This is a genomic window from Paenibacillus oceani (assembly GCF_014705615.1).
Lineage (GTDB): Bacteria > Bacillota > Bacilli > Paenibacillales > NBRC-103111 > Paenibacillus_AB > Paenibacillus_AB oceani.
Genome location: NZ_JACXJA010000021.1, coordinates 49,852 through 69,297 on the forward strand (window position 1 = coordinate 49,852; position 19,446 = coordinate 69,297).

At 50.5% G+C, this 19,446-nt stretch carries 11 protein-coding genes; all 11 read left to right on the forward strand.

The annotated features are described in order from the left end of the window. Positions 1 to 127 precede the first annotated feature (127 nt). The 11 genes from IDH45_RS16580 to IDH45_RS16630 all read left to right on the forward strand — a co-directional run bounded on the left by IDH45_RS16580 (position 128) and on the right by IDH45_RS16630 (position 19,090). Positions 128 to 1,024 (forward strand): flagellar hook-basal body protein, encoded by an 897-nt coding sequence (locus IDH45_RS16580; protein ID WP_190929242.1) that lies wholly within the window; start codon positions 128 to 130, stop codon positions 1,022 to 1,024. A gap of 15 nt (positions 1,025 to 1,039) precedes the next feature. Next, positions 1,040 to 1,912, forward strand: coding sequence for a flagellar hook-basal body protein (locus tag IDH45_RS16585; RefSeq protein WP_190929243.1), 873 nt, complete (start codon positions 1,040 to 1,042; stop codon positions 1,910 to 1,912). A 26-nt stretch (positions 1,913 to 1,938) separates the two neighbouring features. Then, positions 1,939 to 2,259 carry a DNA-directed RNA polymerase subunit beta gene (locus IDH45_RS16590; protein ID WP_190929244.1) on the forward strand — a complete coding sequence of 107 codons (321 nt, stop codon included), beginning with the start codon at positions 1,939 to 1,941 and terminating at the stop codon, positions 2,257 to 2,259. Positions 2,260 to 2,448: 189 nt separating this feature from the next. Continuing rightward, positions 2,449 to 2,970 (forward strand): CDP-alcohol phosphatidyltransferase family protein, encoded by a 522-nt coding sequence (locus IDH45_RS16595; protein WP_190929245.1) that lies wholly within the window; start codon positions 2,449 to 2,451, stop codon positions 2,968 to 2,970. A 156-nt stretch (positions 2,971 to 3,126) separates the two neighbouring features. Then, the gene (gene fabZ, locus IDH45_RS16600; protein WP_190929246.1) at positions 3,127 to 3,555 is read left to right on the forward strand and encodes a 3-hydroxyacyl-ACP dehydratase FabZ; all 429 of its coding nucleotides are present in this window, start codon (positions 3,127 to 3,129) and stop codon (positions 3,553 to 3,555) included. Between the two features lie 53 nt (positions 3,556 to 3,608). After that, a complete protein-coding gene (locus IDH45_RS16605) occupies positions 3,609 to 5,315 on the forward strand; it encodes a phospho-sugar mutase (protein WP_190929247.1) in 1,707 nt (568 codons plus the stop codon). 202 nt (positions 5,316 to 5,517) lie between these two features. Continuing rightward, complete coding sequence (locus IDH45_RS16610) at positions 5,518 to 7,530, forward strand: DUF5693 family protein (RefSeq protein ID WP_190929248.1); 2,013 nt, start codon at positions 5,518 to 5,520, stop codon at positions 7,528 to 7,530. Then, positions 7,515 to 8,630 (forward strand): polysaccharide pyruvyl transferase CsaB, encoded by a 1,116-nt coding sequence (gene csaB / locus IDH45_RS16615; RefSeq protein WP_190929249.1) that lies wholly within the window; start codon positions 7,515 to 7,517, stop codon positions 8,628 to 8,630. The genes IDH45_RS16610 and csaB overlap by 16 nt, the downstream gene beginning before the upstream one ends. A 253-nt stretch (positions 8,631 to 8,883) precedes the next feature. Beyond that, on the forward strand, positions 8,884 to 9,969 hold the full coding sequence (locus IDH45_RS16620) for an MraY family glycosyltransferase (protein WP_190929250.1): 1,086 nt from the start codon (positions 8,884 to 8,886) through the stop codon (positions 9,967 to 9,969). A gap of 265 nt (positions 9,970 to 10,234) precedes the next feature. Next, the gene (locus IDH45_RS16625; protein WP_190929251.1) at positions 10,235 to 15,580 is read left to right on the forward strand and encodes an S-layer homology domain-containing protein; all 5,346 of its coding nucleotides are present in this window, start codon (positions 10,235 to 10,237) and stop codon (positions 15,578 to 15,580) included. Positions 15,581 to 16,039: 459 nt separating this feature from the next. Further along, positions 16,040 to 19,090, forward strand: coding sequence for an S-layer homology domain-containing protein (locus IDH45_RS16630; RefSeq protein WP_190929252.1), 3,051 nt, complete (start codon positions 16,040 to 16,042; stop codon positions 19,088 to 19,090). Positions 19,091 to 19,446 lie beyond the last annotated feature (356 nt).

Sequence of the window (19,446 nt, forward strand, 5' to 3'; positions counted from 1 at the left end):
AATTAGCCGGAGGCTTTCGCCGAAGGCGGTTTTTCTTGCGTAAGTATACCGATTCCGTGAAGCTGGCGTAAGGATGTGCACGCAGCGGAGCTTCACTTCCGGTTGATCTATAGAGGAGGCCTTCCCCATGCTAAGAGGATTGTATACCGCAGCATCCGGCATGCTGTCGCAGCAGCGCAAGCACGATACGATCACGAATAATATCGCCAATATCAATACGCCCGGATTCAAGCAAGGCAGCGCCGTATCCCGTTCCTTTCCCGAGATGCTCATCGCGCTGATGGAGGGCAAGCCGGGGATGGAGATGGTGAACCGGGGGCGGCTGAATACCGGCGTGCTGGCGGAAGAAGCGCTGACCGTGAATGTGCAGGGCGTTCTCCGCGAGACGTCCAATCCGTTTGATTTCGCCATCGTGTCTGATATTCAGGTGGAAGGGATGCAGTTTAACGGCGGCAAAACGATTACGGACGACGGACAGCGGATTTTCCAGCCGCAAGCTTTTTTCACCGTTCTGAATGAAGCGGGCGAGCAGCGCTACACCCGCAACGGCAAGTTTAACGTTAACGGGCAAGGCGAGCTTGTCACAGCCGAAGGATATCAAGTCCTCCGGGATAACGGGCAGCCGATCGTATTGATCGATCTGGATACGCAAATACCGATTACGAATATAACCGTCAACCGCTTCGGCCAATTGCTGGATTCCACGAATGGACAAGCTCTTCTCGACGCGGAGGACAATCCGGTCCGCATGCTGATCTCGCGCGTAGACAATCCGATCCGGATGATTCCGGAAGGATCGGGATTGCTGCGGTTGGAGGCGGAAGACGCCGGGAATGTCGTACAGGTGGCGGCGGGCGATAATGTGGAAGTGAGACAGGGCTTTGTGGAAAGCTCGAATGTCGACCCTGCTCAGGCGATGGTCGATATGATGACCGCTTCCCGGATGTACGAAGCCAATCAAAAAGCGGTACAAGCTTATGACAGAAGCTTGGAAAAAGCCGTGAACGAAGTCGGAAGAGTGTAGAAGGGGTAACGGCCTATGAACCATTCGATGATCAACTCATTCGTCTCCATGCAAGGTTTGCAGCAGAAGCTTGATATTATTTCTAATAATATGGCCAATATGAATACAACCGGCTTCAAACGACAAGAAGCGACGTTTCACGATATTTTGACCACGACGATGCGGCAGCCGGAAGCGTTCCAGCAGGCGGGCCGCATGTCCCCGCTCGGCTTGACTCAAGGCTGGGGCGCCAAGCTCAGTCAAATTCAGACGATCCTGGCACAAGGATCGCTGAAGCAAACCGACTCTCCTACCGATCTGGCGATCGAGGGAGATGCCTTGTTCGAGATTCTCATTCCGTCCCTGGATGAGAACGGCGAACCGGTACAGCGGGCGGCGTGGACACGTGACGGAGCGTTCTCGCTTAAACCGCAGCCGGGAGATACCGAGAACGTTTATTTAACGACAAGAGAAGGCCATCTGGTACTGAACGCCAACGACGAGCCTATAGCGATACCGAATAACCGCCGGATTACGGTGGAGTCGGACGGCACGATCTCGGTCTATAACGACCTTCAGCCCGATCAGCCGCCTGTTGCAGTTGGACAGCTCAAGCTGGTACAGGTGGTTCGTCCGCAATTGCTGCAGCAGTTGGGCGATAATCTGTATACGCTGCCGGACGAGATCGATCCGGCCCTCGGGGAAGTGCTGAGGGTCGCCGCTACCGACGGACAAAACCCGGAAGCCGCCAAAGTGAAAGTGCATCAAGGATTTTTGGAGCAATCCAACGTCAATATGGCCGAAGAAATAACGGAGCTGATGTTGACGCAGCGAGCGTACCAGCTTAACGCCAAAGCTCTCACATCCGCCGACAATATGATGTCTTTGGCGAATTCGCTTCGCGGCTAATCCGGCTTTTTTTAAGGAGGCCAGCAATGAATGAACATAATACCGATGTCCGTTCCAAACCAAAGCCGAACGTAGGGGGAGGGGCGAAAACGGTATCGAGCGGTCAGGCAAAAGCAAAGCCCCAGCAGGACGCCAAAGAGAAGCCGCAGCCGAAGCGAAAGCTGAGACGGCGATGGGTGAGGCTGCTGCTAGGCTTGCTGAGAGCGCTGCTAGTACCGGTTCTATGCGTAATTGCCGTCGTCGTCGGACTTTGGCTCGGATACGCCTACATCGGGGGCAGAGAAGGATCGGACATCTGGGAATGGGATACTTGGAAGCATCTGTTCGATCTGGTATTTGCCGGCTAGTGCAGGGCCGGAATGTACCAACTGTGCCAGGCGGAGACGGTCTATGGATCACGGAGCCAAGGCACAGTGTCCGTTCTGACTTCGCACCCACTATACGATCGTTAACTCCCCGCTTCGGGGAGTTTTATTTTTGGGTTAACAACGGTATAATGGATGGGTATGGAAGAAAGATTCGGGGGAGAGAAACGGGTGAACTTGCCGAACCTATTGACGTTAAGTCGATTCGCGCTGATCCCGGTATACGTCGTCTTTTTCAGCACGAATCAACTCAAAACGGCTTTTTTCATAGTCGTACTGGCAGGGGCGACCGATATATTGGATGGTTATTTGGCCCGCAAGAGGGGACAGATCACCCAGGTTGGCGTTATGCTCGATCCGCTCGCCGACAAATGCATGATGCTGACGGTGATCATCTCGCTGCTCGCATCCGGCATGATTCCGTGGCAAGCCGCTGTGGCTATGTTTATCCGTGATGCTGGCATGATCGCAGGCTCCGCGTTTTTCCATTTCCGGGGCAAACAAACGGTGCCGGCCAACAGCTTAGGGAAGCTTACGACTGTTTTATTTTATATGGCCTTTCTGTTTATCTTTTTTGATTTCTCGTTCGCGGTCGGCTACCTGTGGTTTGTTATCGGCGTATCGTTTATAGCCTCGGCTATTTATATCGTCTTGTTCCTGGCTTTGAACCGGGAAACGGACACCGCGAATTAACGATAAAAAGGAGCATATGTATAGACTGTATCGGAGTCCGCATCATATGCCCCCTTATATCAACCTTCACTACTGCAGGTCGTGAAGGGACATTCACTAGTTTAAGTTAACCGCTGGCATTTTATACAGCAGCAGACGGGAAAGGGGAAAACATTGATGATGGACATTACGGAAATTCAGGAAACGATACCGCACCGCTATCCGTTTCTCCTCGTGGATCGCATCTTGGAAGTGGAGGCCGGGGTACGGGCAGTCGGTCTCAAAAATGTAACGGTAAACGAACCGTTTTTCGCAGGCCATTTCCCCGGATACCCGGTTATGCCCGGCGTCCTGATCGCCGAAGCGCTTGCTCAAGTCGCAGGGGTTGCGATGCTGAAGGTGGAAGCGAATAAAGGCAAAATCGGACTATTCGCCGGCATAGACGGTTTCCGCTTCAGGGAACAGGTGAAGCCCGGCGATACGCTCATCTTGGAGGCCGAGATTACCCGGATGAAAGGGTCGATCGCCAAATGCCGCGGCGTCGCCAAAGTAGGAGAGAAGATTGTAGCCGAGGGCGAGCTGATGTTCGCGCTGGCCAATCCGTAAGCCGGTACGTAACGCGGTTACGTGCACGATATTGAGTTCGGGAGAGATGGCATTTGAGTTTGGAACAAGCGCTGGCCAAATACGAGCTGTGGCTGAACGATCCGTTGATCGATGACGAGACCCGGCAGGAGCTGAGCTCCCTTCAAGGAAACGACAAAGAGATCGAAGACCGCTTCTATCGCGATTTGGAATTCGGAACGGGAGGACTAAGAGGCGTCATAGGGGCGGGGACGAACCGGATGAACCGGTATACGGTCGCCCAGGCGACTCAAGGCTTGGCCCAATTTGTAAAGCAGGTTGCATCCGGTCAGCCTTCCGTAGCGATCGCTTACGATTCCCGCAACCAATCGCCCGAATTTGCCCTGGAAGCCGCGCTTGTGTTGGCGGGTAACGGCGTGAAGGCGTATGTGTTCGAATCGCTTCGCACGACTCCCGAGCTGTCTTTTGCGGTGCGTCACTTGGGAGCGACCGGGGGCGTTGTCATCACGGCCAGTCATAATCCGCCTGAATATAACGGCTACAAAGTGTACGGCAGCGACGGAGGACAGCTAGTTCCCCGCGATGCGGAGCGCGTCCTTGCGGAAATTCAGACGGTGGATGCGCTGGAGAAGGTCAGGCGGCTGGAACGCAGCCGGGCTGAGGCCGAAGGGTTTCTGGAGTGGATCGGGGAAGAAGTGGATGAAGCGTTCATCAGCGCTGTGGCCCAGATGAGCCTGCATCCGGAAGTGATCCGATCGGTCAGCGACCGTTTCCATCTGGTGTATACCCCCCTTCATGGTTCAGGCAATCTGGCGGTACGCAGCGTGTTGAACCGGATCGGCTTCAAGAACGTCCATATAGTGCCGGAACAGGAGCAGCCGGACGCTAATTTCTCGACCGTCAAGTCCCCGAATCCGGAAGAGCGGGAAGCGTTCACTCTAGCGCTTGCGCTGGCTAAGGAGAAACAGGCGGACATCCTGATCGGGACCGATCCCGATTGCGACCGGATGGGTGCGGTCGTCAAAAACGACCAAGGGGAATATGTCGTGCTCAGCGGCAACCAGTCCGGTGCGATCATGGCTCATTATTTGCTGGAGAGCTTGAAGCAGCGAGGGGAGCTGCCGGATAACGGCGTGCTGATCAAGACAATCGTTACGAGCGAGATGGGTGCGGCGATCGCCGAGAGCTTCGGAGTCCGGGTGATGAATACGCTCACCGGGTTTAAATACATCGGCGAGAAGATGACCGAATTCGAGCGAACCGGGCAATACCGCTTTTTGTTCGGCTATGAAGAAAGCTATGGGTATTTGGCGGGAACGTATTGCCGCGATAAAGACGCCGTGCTGGCTTCGATGCTGATCTGCGAAGCGGCCGCCTATTACAAAAGCCAGGGCAAGACGCTCTACGATGTTCTTCAGGAGCTGTACGCCGAACACGGTTATTTCCAGGAGTGTCTGGAATCGCGCACGCTGAAAGGGAAGGACGGCCTGGAACAGATCCGGGGCATTATGGAGGACTGGCGTCAAACACCTCCTGTCCAGATCGCGGGCGTCCCGGTCACTCGGGTACAGGATTATTCACAAGGCATAGACGGGCTGCCGGCGGAAAATGTGCTGAAGTTTACTTTGGCCGACGACTCCTGGTTCTGCTTGCGGCCGTCCGGTACGGAGCCCAAAATCAAAACGTACTTCGCCGTACGAGGCGCTACGGGCGAGGAAGCAAGCGCAAGGCTGGAACAGCTTCGGACCGACGTGATGGCCCGGGTCGACCGGTTTCAATAAATCAGGCTAATGGCGATGTCCGGCATCGCACCTTAGCTTTTGGTACAGGCAGCGGAACCTCTTCGGGCATCCGCGCCGCCCGCAGTTCTGTGCGGCGGCGTCGCTTCGGAGAGGTTTTCCGGGTTTTTTGCCGGGGGCCTTGCACGTACTTGCCGGCTGTTTATGGACGAGCCTATACGACATGCAATGAGGAGTGAATAGTTTGCTTCAGCGGTATTTATCGGTGAATGAACGCGCACGGAAATGGCTTTGGTGGGTAGTGATCCTAGGATTGCTCGCTTCCGTACCGCTCGCTTACGAGCGTGTGATTACGGAGCGGTCGACCAAAAACGTCGACATCGTCTTCGATTATCGCGATCTTCTCGAATCGGCGGCGTACAAGCCGAATCCGGAAGCTTATATTCAGGAATGGCTCCAGACGATGAAAGGGGCCGGAATCGAAAGCATGGCGGTGTATGAGAGCTCGCTGGAGGAACTGAAAAACAGCCGCCGCATTCAAGTCTACAACGCTCAGGAATATTCGCTCCTGACCGGCACCCCGATTGTTCAAGGGGAGAACAATACGTATCTGCTGTTCGCCACTCAGGAGGCAAAGGACAAGCTTCAACCCATTATGGAGCGGACGTACCGGGACCGGGTGAAGGCAAAAGTTACTACGTGGACGCATAACAACCGGCAGGGATTAATCATCGGTCTTCCGTACGAAGAAGCGAATACGAAGCCGATGGAGCCGGACCCGATCGCGATGGACATGCTGCAGAAGCAAGGGTTCCGCATCGTCGCGAGATTGTCCGACCGGATGCAGCCTTATTCCGAGTCGGAGCTGGAGGACTTGCTGAAGAAGCTTAGCCAGCGCGGCGTTAAGCGGATCGTCTTTGACGGAACGGCTGTTACCGGTTACGACGAGGACCCGGAGAAAAACAATGTTCCGAAAACCGCCGAGCTTATGAAGAAATACGGAATGGGAACGGCTGCGATCGAACGGTTGAAAGTCCCTCAGAAAGGGTTTACCGTAAGCTTCGCCGATCGTTTAGACAACAATGTGGTCCGGCTTTTCCCGTTATTCGAAACGGAAGCGAATCTGAAGCCGGAGCAAATTGCGGACAAGCTGGTGCTTGCCGTCAAAGACCGCAATATGCGGATGTTGTTCCTCAATACGAGAACAGCTAAAGATATGGACAAAGGCTTCATGAACGATTACCTCGAGAACATTATAACCGGGTTGAACGGTCCGGAAGGCGCCGTGAAACGGATCGAAGCGGCCGGCTATCAGCTCGGGGAAGCTCATCCTTTCGTAGAGCACGGAAAGGTGCTGGAGCCGCTTAAGCTGGTGCTGCTGGTCGGGGGAGCGGCGCTTATCGCACTTACGATCGGTCTGTTTCTTCCGGCGCTGGTCACTGCTTCGTTCGCAATCGGCACGGTTGGAGTTCTCGGCTTGTTCGTCTTGTCCAAGTCGCTGGCTCTGCAGGCGATGGCGTTCGGAGTCGGCGTATGCGCGCCTACGCTCGCCACGATAATGGCGATCCGCTATATTCAAACGCGGAAGTCCAGCAGGCCAAGCTTGAGCTGGATCGGGGCTCTGATGATATTCCTTGGAACTTCGCTCGTGACGGTAATCGGCGTGATGTATGTCGTCGGTCTGCTGAGCGGGATTACGTATTATCTCGTGCTGGAGCAGTACCGGGGAGTCGGGCTTTTGCATTTACTGCCGATTTTTCTCGTTGGCTTGTATGCTCTGTTGTTTGCGGAATCGAACGGGCTTCGGGACGTCTGGGAACGGGCGCGCCAACTGTTATTTGCTAAAATCACCGTCATCTGGATTGTTCTCGCGGCGGTATTCGGCGGTGTGATCTACTACTATCTGACGCGGACCGGTAACGAAGGACAAGCCTCGCAGATGGAAATGCTGATGCGTACCTATTTGGAGAACGGATTGGGAGTACGCCCGCGGTTTAAAGAGTTCATCTTTGCCCACCCGGTGTTTATTCTCGCAGCCTATATGTATGTGAAGCACCGGAGTGCGATTTTCCTGTTCGCCGGAGCGGTCATGGGACAGCTGTCGATCGTGGATACGTTTGCGCATCTTCATACGCCGCTTTATATTTCGGCGATTCGCGTCGGATACGGGATCGTGTTCGGGGTTGTCATTAGCTTGATTTATGTAGCGGCCTGGGAAGTGCTGGCGAGAGGATGGAGAAGATGGGGTCCGAAGTAAAGCGAATCGCGTTGTCCGGCTATTACGGGTTTCGCAACAGCGGCGATGAGGCGGTGCTTCAGTCGATCCTGCTGGCCCTTCAGGCGGAAGGAGAGCGTCAAGGCGTCCCTATCGAGCCCGTGGTGCTCTCTATACGGCCGGAAGAGACGTCCCGCATGTACGGCGTGTCCGCCGTTCACCGGATGCGGATGGGGGAGGTCGCCCGCGCGCTGCGCGAATGCGACGGGCTGATCAGCGGCGGGGGCAGCTTGCTGCAGGACGCGACGGGGCTGAAAACGATCCCTTATTACTTGGCTGTGCTGAAGATGGCGCAGTTTTACCGCAAGCCTACCTTTATATACGCTCAAGGAATCGGACCGGTCCACCGACCTATTTTTTACCCTTTCATACGAAATGTATTTAACAAGTGCCGGTATATTTCGGTTCGTGACGACGAATCGGCCGAGCTGTTGGCCCGGATGGGCGTGGCGAGGAGCAAGGTTGAAGTGGTGCCGGACCCTGTTATGGGCCTTCCTCTTAAGGATGGAGCGGTGAAGCGGGAGCGTGATTCAAAACCGGTGGTGGGCGTATCGGTCCGCTACTGGAACAAAGACCGTTCCGAGCTTGACGGTCTGGCCCGCACGATTCGGCAGATCGCGGAAAGCCGGCCGGTTACGATCCGGTTTCTGCCCTTTCATTTGCCGGATGACGCGGAGGCTTCCCGGTATGTGATCGACCGGCTTGGTTCGCTGCCAGGGACATCAGCGATTGAAGTGACGGAAACCGCCGTTCATCCGCAAGATATGCTGGCAGAGGTCAGCGGCTGCGATCTGTTGATCGGGATGAGGCTGCATTCCTTGATCTATGCCGCGTCACAGGAAGTGCCGCTGATCGGGATCTCGTATGACCCGAAGATCGACCAATTTCTGAACCGTCTCGGTATAAAGGCGGCGGCCTCCACTAGCAGCTTCGAATCGGAAACGGTGGCAACAGAGGCGCTCCGTCTTCTTGATGATCGGGCGGGCTGGAAGGAACGCAACCAGGAGGCTATTGTACGTCTCAAGAAGCAGGCTCAGTTGCCGGCGAGCCAGATCGTCGCAATGGTGGGCGGTATTCGTTAAAACAAGGATCATTGTTGCAGATTCAGCTATGAAAATGCAAGGCCAAGCGAGATACACGGCGATACGCATGTCGGCGCCATGATAATGTTCGGAAAGTTTCAACTTCACAATGAAAACCGCCCAAAAACAGCCGTTTTTGCATAATTTCGCATTGGTGTTTCCTCAGGATTGGGAGTATAATGGGTCCGTTGGTCTATTAGAAACGAATTTTTGGGGGATATGCAGACAGATTGATGGGGGTGGGGAAAGTCGGATGGAGTTTTACTACTACGGCATTGGATTTATCGCAGCATGCGTATTAGCCGTCATCCTGACGCCTGCAGTTAAAAGGTTTGCCTTCTTTGTCGGAGCGGTCGATAAGCCGAACCAGCGCAAAGTACATACGCGCATCATGCCGCGTCTTGGCGGACTAGCCGTATTTTTGGCATTTGTAGGAGCTTTTTTCGTCATCGCGCCGATGACGGATGATTTAAACTGGAGAGTCGCATCCGCTCTGCTGATCGGTGGGTCGATGATCGTGCTGGTCGGAGCGCTTGACGATAGATTCGATTTGTCGCCGAAGACGAAGCTGCTGGTCGAGATTCTTGCCGCGCTTGTCATCGTGTTTTATGGAGATATTCAGATCGATTTGGTCAACTTGCCGTTTGGCACCGAATTTGAAACCAAATGGTTAAGTGCGCCGCTTACGATTTTCTGGATCGTTGGTGTTACGAATGCGGTTAATCTCATCGACGGATTGGACGGCCTGGCGGCCGGCGTGTCCGGAATCGCGAATGGCACCATGCTCGTTATGGCGATTATGATGGGCAACGTAACGGTCATTTTGTTTAGCGCTTTGCTGCTGGGAAGCATCATCGGGTTCCTGTTCTACAACTTCCACCCGGCCAAAATCTTTATGGGCGATTCGGGGGCGCTGTTCCTCGGTTTTTGTCTGGCCACGCTTTCGGTGCTCGGGTTTAAACAGGCGACGCTCGTCTCGTTTATCGTGCCGATTCTGATCTTGGGTGTGCCGCTGTCGGATACGTTTTTCGCCATTGTGCGCCGGAAGGTGAACAAGCTGCCGATTTCGGTCGCGGACAAAAACCATTTACACCACTGCTTGCTGCAAATGGGCTTCGGCCATCGCAAGACGGTGCTCGTGATTTATGGAATCTCGATCTTCTTCGGCTTGTGTGCCGTTCTGATGTCGCAGACGTCGCAGTGGGTCGCGCTCGTTTTTGTCGCAGTCATTTTATTCGTTTTGCAGCTTGGGGCCGAGGCGATCGGCATCGTCAGCAAGGGCAAGCGTCCTGTATTGAATTTGTTTCTGCGGGCGCGTTCGAAGAACGTGACGAAGTAACATATAGAGAAGATAAGCAAAAAATCCCAGAGACTGAAAAGTCTGGGATTTTTTTGTTGCCCTCTTTTTGCACATGCTCTAAAATTTCGACTCGTTTCGACCGATAACAAAACTATTGGAAACTTTTCATGCGGGTCGGACGTCTAATGCTGTTGGAAAACCGCACATATAGAGGAAGGAGAAGGAAGGAACTGATAGTAGGCGACAGGCAATTACCCAAACCCGCGCATCATGCACTTATTCGTTTTATAAGGAGGAACCGGCTTTGAGAAAGTCCTATCGAAAATGGATGAGCATCGTTCTTATCCTGTCTATGATGATGAGCCTGCTTCCGGCCATGTCCGCGGTTGCGGCTACGGCAAGGATTAGCATCACTCAGCCAAGCTACGTAACTGACACCCAGCCGGATGTGAATGCAGCTGGCGTACCGCGTATTACATCGCTGCCGTATACGATTCGGGCTTCGGTTGAGAATATTAGCGATTCGCAGGTTGCAGAGATTTATTACGAAGTCACTAATATGACGACTACGAAAACTCCGGTTGTGGAGAAGGCCAACAAAGCCCAAAAGACCGGCCAGTTCGATATCGTTTTTAATAACGTTCAACTGACGGAAGGGTTGAACCGGATCGTGGTGAAGCTGGGGACATCAAGTGTCATTGCTTCCGCGCCGGCATGGGTGTATTTTACCCCGACCACGGCTTTGTCGACGATAAATGTGAACGGCGTTCCATTCGAAGACGGTAAAATCTACCCGGACAACCCGTTGCAGTCGACGATGATCAACATCTCCGGCAGCGCGCCAAACGCTTCGGAAGTTCGGGCTTACCTGGAAGGCGAAGCTCAACCGAAAAACGCATTTATTAATAACGGCGAATTTTTCTTCCTTGCCGATGATATTAACAAGCCGCAATCTACGGCCAACATGAAGCTTCGTCCGGGCGACAACCCGATGACGATCATGGCGATTAACAGCACGAAGACGTATCAGACGAGTAAAAACCTGATTTATGACAACGGGAAGCCGTTTGCTTTCGGGGCCAAGATTAAAGATTTTACCGGGGTTGAGAAGGAACTGATCAAAAGCCCTACGGTCGGCTCCAACAACGTCACGATCTCTGCGCTGCTGAAAAACGATCTGACGACTGCCGGTACGCTCCAGTATAACTTTGTGGAAGTATTGGTCGGCGGACAAAAGTTCGGACCTTATAATCTGTCGGGCGCGCAGGCGGCGCCGAAGGCGAATGCGATATCTCCGACGATTATCGGGGACTCGCATAGTGCTACGCATTTGATTGTGACTGGGGAAGAATTGAGCACGTCGAGCTTGCTACATATCACGGATAAAAATGGAACAACTGTGGGCACAGCAACTGGAATTGTGCCAGTATATATTAACGAGACCAAATCAGCGGCGGTTTATTCTTTGGCTGCCGGTTCGATGACACAAAGCAATAGCCCTTATTATGCAACGGTCAAAAACAGCTCGACCGAGCTGAACAAGCAGCCTTTTATGATTACAGTCACGGTCACTGATCCTGCCACTTTCCCTGTGATTACGAGTGCTGCCAATATTACAAACGACGTTACTTTGAATCCACCTTATCTCATGGGTAAAGCCGGGGATGATCTGACTACGACGCCCCGAGTATTAACCTTGGACAAAACGGTAACGAACGCGAGCGATCTTACGTTGGCGGTAACAGACTTGAAGGGCCAGCCGGTTGGAACGGCCGTAGCTACCCATGCTGGCGGTACGGACTATGAGTTCACGATACCGGCTATCCAGACGGAAGGGCTATATAAGTTCAAAGTAATCTATAACGGATCGGTTCTTACGGAGCGCACGTTTACGATCGCCAAGAAAGATCCGGCAGATCCAATTCTTTCGATGGTAGGACAAACGGAGATTACCCAAAGCAATTCCCCAACTACGTTGTATTTTGCGGGTACGAACTTGGGGACGATACCTGCGGACTATACAAATGTAAGATTGGTTAATTTGAATACAAGTGCTCCGGCACCGGGAAATGTTATTAATGCTACTGTAATAGAGGCAAGGGATAGTGCCTTGATCATTACGATCCCGACTCAAAACAATCTTGTACCCGGAGACAATTATGAGCTGAATTTCGATAAGCAGTTGAAATATCCGGACGGATCTGCTGCGGGGGCTCCTAAGCCTTATAAGTTTGGTTCGACTACTGCTAATTCGATCCATGTGCTTGCGACAGGACCGGTTGGTGAGGTTTCAAGCGTATCCATTCCACAGGTGCGTCCAACGGAGCTGAGCACGGCGATTATTACCGTTAACGGAACAGGACTGACTTCCGGCTTGTCCGCTACCGTAACCAACGAAGACGGCACGATGGCAAGAAATGCGAAGCTGGTATCTGTAGATCCAAGCACTAACTCGGCTAAATTTGATTTTTCTACAATCCCTGCATTCGCTGCAGGCAATTATTTCTTCCGCATCTCGCATAACGGAGTACTGCTTGGGCAGTATCCGTTTAGTGTCGTAGATCCGTTCCCAGGCGGTTTTGCGGAGCTTAAAGACGGCTCGAACGAGATTCTCGTGACTGGAACCAACTTCGGCTCGAATTCGCTGAAAGCTTCTTATCAGCTGCGCTACACGCCTACGGACAATCCGACGCAGTATATCAATATTACGGCGGACCGGATTGAAGCCGGCAGAAAACTGTTCTTTAAAAAGCCGGGCACCTTGTCGGGTGGCAGCTACACACTTGAACTGTTGTATAATAATCAACCGGTAGGCAATCCGTTTAACTATACGAACAGCGGAGCGGCTTCCAAGCTGAATGAAAACTCGACCTGGTCGAAGCCTGGCAAGTACAAGGTTTACGATTTCTCTGCCGATTTGACGATTCCATCGGACCGGAACCAGGTTGTCCAATTCCGTTTTTATAATATGTCGGACGATGACGCACCTGCTACAACCTTTAACTTTAGTTATGTCGATCCTAACTTGCCGTATGTGGAGTATGTAGAGAGCAATAATGTGCGTCTGTCGGATGCAGGAACGAATCCGATTACCGAGCTGCCGGTAGATATTAAAGTGTTCGCTAACAAGCTGACTACCGGTATGAACGTATACATCGGCGAGTATTTGGCAAGCTCCGTTCCCGATCAGACGTTAACGGCCGATACTTCGTCCTCGACGATTTACAACATTTTTACGCTAAACCTAGGTCAAACAACGCCTAACGGCTCTCGTAAAATTACGTTCGTACCGAAAAACACGACTTCGGCTGACAAAGTCGGAGAGAACTTGTCCGGACGTAAAAGCTACGATTTTATCATCACAAACACGCCTTACATTATTTTGAACAACATCTATAACGGAATGGTCGTAAAAAATCCGGGAACGGATATTACATGCAGTCTTGGCGGCGGATGCGTATCGGGCCGGACCATTAATATTCCGGTTGGAGCGGATTTGAATGGAACGACCAACAAAGTGGAAGTTTTCGTCAATGACGCTGCAAAAGCCATTAACATGAGTCCTGACGGCACCTTTACCTTTATGCTGGGTGCTCTGAATGAAGGCCGAAACAAAATTAAGTTCAACATCACCATCAATTCCGTGCTTGTAGCAACCAGTGAGTATGAAATCTTCCAGTTCAGCACGGATGCGCCGGAGTTTCTTTCGATAAAACCGATTGAAACCGGCGACGTCAAAAAGTTTATCGCAGGAACCACTCCGGAAACGTTTGCGACCAGCGAATCGTTTGTATCGTTCTCCGGTCAATTTGCCAACGGTTCGGATATTAAGATTACGACCCGGACGATTGATGAGAATAATTTATCTGTCGTCAAGTATGATCGCCGTTACGGAGCGAGCTTCGGATCGGCTGAACCGGCTGTGAACAACCCTGGCTACTTCAGATCCATCAGCGGGGCTACCGGACAATTCGAGTCGAATCTAATTCCGCTTGCGCCTAAAGGTCAGACCGTATTCGAGTTTGCCGTAACTAACGCTTCGGGAGTCACGGTCACCCGTACGATTACGATTGTCCGCGAACCGTTGCCATACGTGATCAAATCGCCAGTCCTAACCAAAAATACAAATGGCGAAGATCAGGCAACGATCAACAGCAACTATTTGGAGATTGAGCTGGAAGCGGAAGGGGCGACTTCTGTCGTATTCGGCAAAGAAGCTGCTGTCGAACGTGAAGTCAATGACAACGGTATTAAGAAGAAGCGTTATTATTATGAAGTAAAAGATCTGAAGTCCGGTAAAAATTCGATTAAATTTACCGTTAACCGCGGTAAAGACAAAATCAATGGCAGCTTTGTTTTGTATAACGTCAATACGACCGTCGACGGGGCCCAGTTCAAAACGGCTTTGAAACCGACGATGACCGCTTTTAACGGCGAAGTCACGCTGAAGTTCCCGAGAGGAACCAACTTCATGCGCAATGACGAGAATGCTGTTAACAAATATTTAACGTCCGATCGTAAAATATTGTTCGGCATCGCCAACAGCTTCGATGGCCGTGTAGACAAGTATAAACACCCGGCTCCGTATGACAACCAGTATTCCAATCCGAATCCGATGATCTCCGGTTTGGGCAAATTGATGTTGACCGAGCCGACGGCACGTTTCCGTCCTGCGGGTAATCTGATCTGGATTGACGCCGGTACGATTAAAGAAACGGAAACCGATATGGTCAAAGCGCTGAGCGGCAGCGGCCGTTTGCCGTACGACCAGGAAGAGTTCTATGTAAGAAACGGTAAAGACCAAGTGATACCGACCCAACGAGGAACGCTTACCCTTAAGTATGATCCGGCAATCCGTGATGATGCCTGGAAGTATTTGACCGTGTATCACTTCGATATTTATGAAGATTACACAGGTATTGTTCAATGGCGCTGGAAAAACATCGGCGGGGTGGTGGATGCGGCTAAAAACACCATCACCGTTCCGGTAGACACGTTCGGGTATTATCAGGTTATGTATATGGAGCACAGCTTTGACGACGTTACCGGGCATCCGTGGGCCCGCAACGAGCTGGATACGTTGTATGCCAGAGGGGTCATGTCGAATCAGGAGAGCTCCAATTTCGTTCCGAATGCTCCGATCACTCGCGGCGAATTCGCTACGATGCTGGTGAAGATCTTTGATATTCCGCTTCAATACTCGGATGTTCCTACGTTTACAGACGTCACCCGAGTCAACTTGTTGACGCGTCTGTACGACTACAAGTATATCGAGACGGCTGCCAAAGCCGGTATCGTCCGCGGTGCCGCTCAAGGCCGGTTTATGCCTGACAACGCGATCTCACGCCAGGATGCCGCTGTTATGATTGCCCGTGCGGCCAATCTGAAGCTGCCTTCGGAAGCCGATCAAAACAAGCTGATTGCCAGCTTGCGCAAGGCTTTTACAGATGCGGACAATATTGATGTATACGCGAGGACCGCGGTAGAAGCTGTTGAGAAGGCTGGTTTTATCGAAGGAAAAGAGAACGTACTGCTGCAGGGACAAAAGAAAGCGACCGTACGTTTCGATCCGCTCGAAACCTTTACGCGTGCGGAAGCTTCCGTAGTTGCGATGCGCGTTATGCGCAGCCAAGGCAAAGTGCCGAAATAAGCTGTTTAAACAAGCTGTTGGATGTTAAATCCTCAGCTTGTTTTTTTTATGAACGATTGGAGGTTACATGGAAAATACTTAGTAATGACGGATGTGATAGATGCAGGTATACTTAGTTTCGTAGCCGACACGATATACCCCAAGACATACGCTACGACGGATAATCCGAAGTTGGTGATGAACGGAACACATAAGAAAAATTATTTTTCAAAACGTCGCAACTTTTACCGAAACGCTGCGTTTATATAGGTGGAACATGAAACACAGCGGCACAAACCTGAACGCAGTGGGACATTTTCTCAAATTATGCTTTACGGTAATGATGCACCATTGTATAATGTTAAAGTGGTGTCTACATTTCTAGCTATCTATTTCGACAGTTTACTAGTTTCTGCGACAGAAGTTGCAGAGTCCCAATAGGAAGTAGTGCTCGACTCTGGGAAGGGGGTGAATCGGCCGATGAGTAATAAGAGCTTACAAATTAAATTAAACTCTCAAACATCGAATGTAAATCGAGGAGGAGAAAAAAAGGTTATGAAGAAAAGTTTGTCTGTACTCGTAGCAACAGCTATGGTGTCGTCCATGTTCGCATCGGTTGCATTTGCAGCTGAGCTGACGACTCAAGAAAAATTGGATGCTTTGATCGCTGCTGGCATCTTTGATAAAGACGGTACTGGTCAAGGTTCCGAACTGGAAGCTAACATGTCCCGTGAGCAACTCGCTAAAATCGTTGCTTTGCTGAAAAAACTGGAAGTTCAATCCGGTACTAGCTACACTGACGTAGCTGCTGACCGCTGGTCTGCTGGATTCATCCAAGCCGTTTCCAAAGTGAAGCCAATGATCATGGACGGAGTAGCAGATGGCGTCTTTGATCCGTCTGGCGACGTTACTCTTGAGCAACTGGCTACTGTAGCTGTTCGCGCTTTGGGCCTGACAGTTAAAACTGACGCTGAAGTAAAAGGTGATGTATCCGACTGGGCTAAAGGTTATGTAGCAACTGCAGTTGCTAACGGCTTGCTCCCTGACGCTGCTAACACTGATTTCACGAAGCCAGCGATCCGCGCTCAATTGGTAGAGGCTACTTATGCAGCTAAAGAAGTTTTGGATGAGTTGGTAAAACCGGCTAAGGTTTCCGTTAAAGAAGCTAAAGCAGTAGGTGTTCAAAAAGTCGAGGTAACTTTGGATCGAGATGTAGATACATCTAAAGCAAAGCTTACTCTTAAAAGAGGTTCGACGGAACTTGCGACTGATGTTAAATGGGCTGACGATAAGAAGTCTGCTGTTCTTACGTTGAAAGATGGCAAACTTATTGAAGCAAATTACAGCGTAACGATCTCTAACTTGGGCGAGGGTGAAATCGATAAAGCAACTGCTGAATTCAGCGCTCAAAAAGAAGTTGTAAAATCCATTGATTTCGTCAACTCTAATGATACGATTGCTCAGTCTAAAAAGGCTCGGGTTCAGATTGTAGCTAAGAACCAATATGATGAAGCTGTGTCTTTGTCTGCCGGATCTTTTACAGCTAACACCCCAGGTTTTACTAGCAACTTGACTAAAGATGGTGACTATCTTGTCTTGACAATCGATACATTGAGAACTTCTCCGAATGAAACGATTCCAGGGCAAACTATTATTCCTGTGTATATTACAGAGAATGAAAGTCGCGTCATGACAAGCAAAAACTTCAAACTTGGAACAAAGCCGTTTGTTACAAAAATTGAGCTTCAAGATGTCAAATATGGATCTGGCAAAACTTCTTTGTCTTCCAAAGGTGACACAGCTATTATTCCTTTGACTCAATACGATCAATTTGGAAATCCAGTTGCATACGATGACACTGACGCTATTGTTAACATTTATACTAACGTCAACCCGTACAACGAAGATATTAAAGCTGAGTATGGCGATTATGATAACAATAACTTTGGAGAAATTCGTGTATCCCTTCAAGAACGGATTGATAAGAGTGGAGACTATACTGTAAATGTTTACGCAGGTGGATCTTCGGCTACTGCTACAGTTAAAGTAAGCTCTGCGAAAGTTGCAAATAAAGTCGAGTTTGGTGATTACAACGATGTACTGGCAGAGCGTGATACTGACAAGTATATCCCTGTGATTGCTTATGATGAGCAAGGGAATAAACTTTCCTTGGATGATCTAGTTGACTCTGTTAACCTCGATCGTATTCGCATTGGAGGCTCTGGTGTTGCATACGCTCCGAAGTTGGTTAAATCGGGCGAGCATAAGGGTAAAATTCACGTTACAAGAGTAAATGCAACTGAGCATTCTGTTGCTGTCTTGACTCTGTCTATTACAGAGCCGGGCGTGAATGATTACAAAACCAAGCAATTCCAAATTGGTAAAGTTCGTTACCCAGATCGTCTCAAAGTGACAGGTGAACCTGCTAAGAAGATCTTTAACGATGGTACTGCCGCTGTTACTTCGGATGTTACTGTAAAGGTTTATGACCAATACGAACAAGAATTGAAAGAAATTAAACCGGTTGACCCTACTGCATCTACTTTGGATCGTTCGGTCAGAGAAAACAATAAAACTGTAGAATATGCAGTATATGTTTACACGCAAGCGGATGTTGGAACAAGTAACCTGAGTGTAACGGCTAGGTCTACGAATGCTTCGGCGCCAACATTTGCACCTTCTGGAACTTACTATACTGCAGATGTTCTCTCGACATTTAATGACGGACATAAGTTTAATTCTGCAGCTGGCGCTGTTACAGGCAAGATGCTGTACGGAGCAAAAATTGTTAAGAGAGAAGTCGGAACAACTGATTGGGTAGATGCTACAAGCCCAACAACTAGATCAATTCAAGCTATTACAGATAGCGCAGAATTGATGTACAGCATCACTAGTGTATCTTCACTCTTTGCGGCTCAAGACAGCAAATTGCTGACTGATGCTCAAAAAGATCCTGCCACAAGCAAGTTGGCTAAGAAGATCACTGTTTCTGCTAAAGACGGTGCGGGAGATACTGTTGCAATTTCGACTAACCGTGTAATGAGCGTGACAGGTTCTACTTATGATGTTGTAGTAACAAAAGAAAGTGGCGGAAATGCTTTCATTCTTGGTAACAAGAAAGGTAACGCAACCGTAACTGTTAACTTCAGGGATATTAAAGGAATCGCGAAATCTGCAACCTTGAATGTGGAAGTTAAAGATGATGCAGTTTCAGTTGCAAGTATGTCGGCTAACACGAACTTTAAATCATCAACAGTTACTCATACATTCCTTCGTGATTACATGGCTTTGAAGCCTAAGGATAACTATGGTAATGAGTACGGTTCACAAACTGATATTACAGCATATGACAATCTGTTAGGTGTCAGATATATTGTTGAGGATGCTGTAAATGCTGCAGGAAACGCTGTTGCAGTAATATACAACTCGACTACTGGTGAAGTTACTAACTTGAATGGCGCTGTACAGTTTACTGTTAAAGCGACTGCAGGTAGCGGAGTAAGCAAATCTACTCACGTCGACTTGCGCTAATAGCAAGTAACAGAAGAGACCCTTCAGGGTCTCTTTTTGTTGTTGCGCCTAGCCAACTAGGCACAACTACCGGTGAAAAGTCCGGTCGAGGTAAGAGCCAAGTCGCCTCGTAGCTGACGGGCGGTTGGTGGAGAAATCCTAAGGCTAAAGCCCCGTAACAAAGTAACCCTCTCGGGAGTGCGAGCAAATCAGCAGGCCGTAACATCGAAGTGAATCCTGCCGCATCGTCAAAAAGGATCCCTTCGGGACAAGAGAGTGCCGAGCCCCGAGCGATTGGGCGAAGGCAACGGAACACGTGAAGCCCTTGGAAACGCAAGCGCGGAAGAACTCTCCGGTGTATGGGGATCGGCATGCTG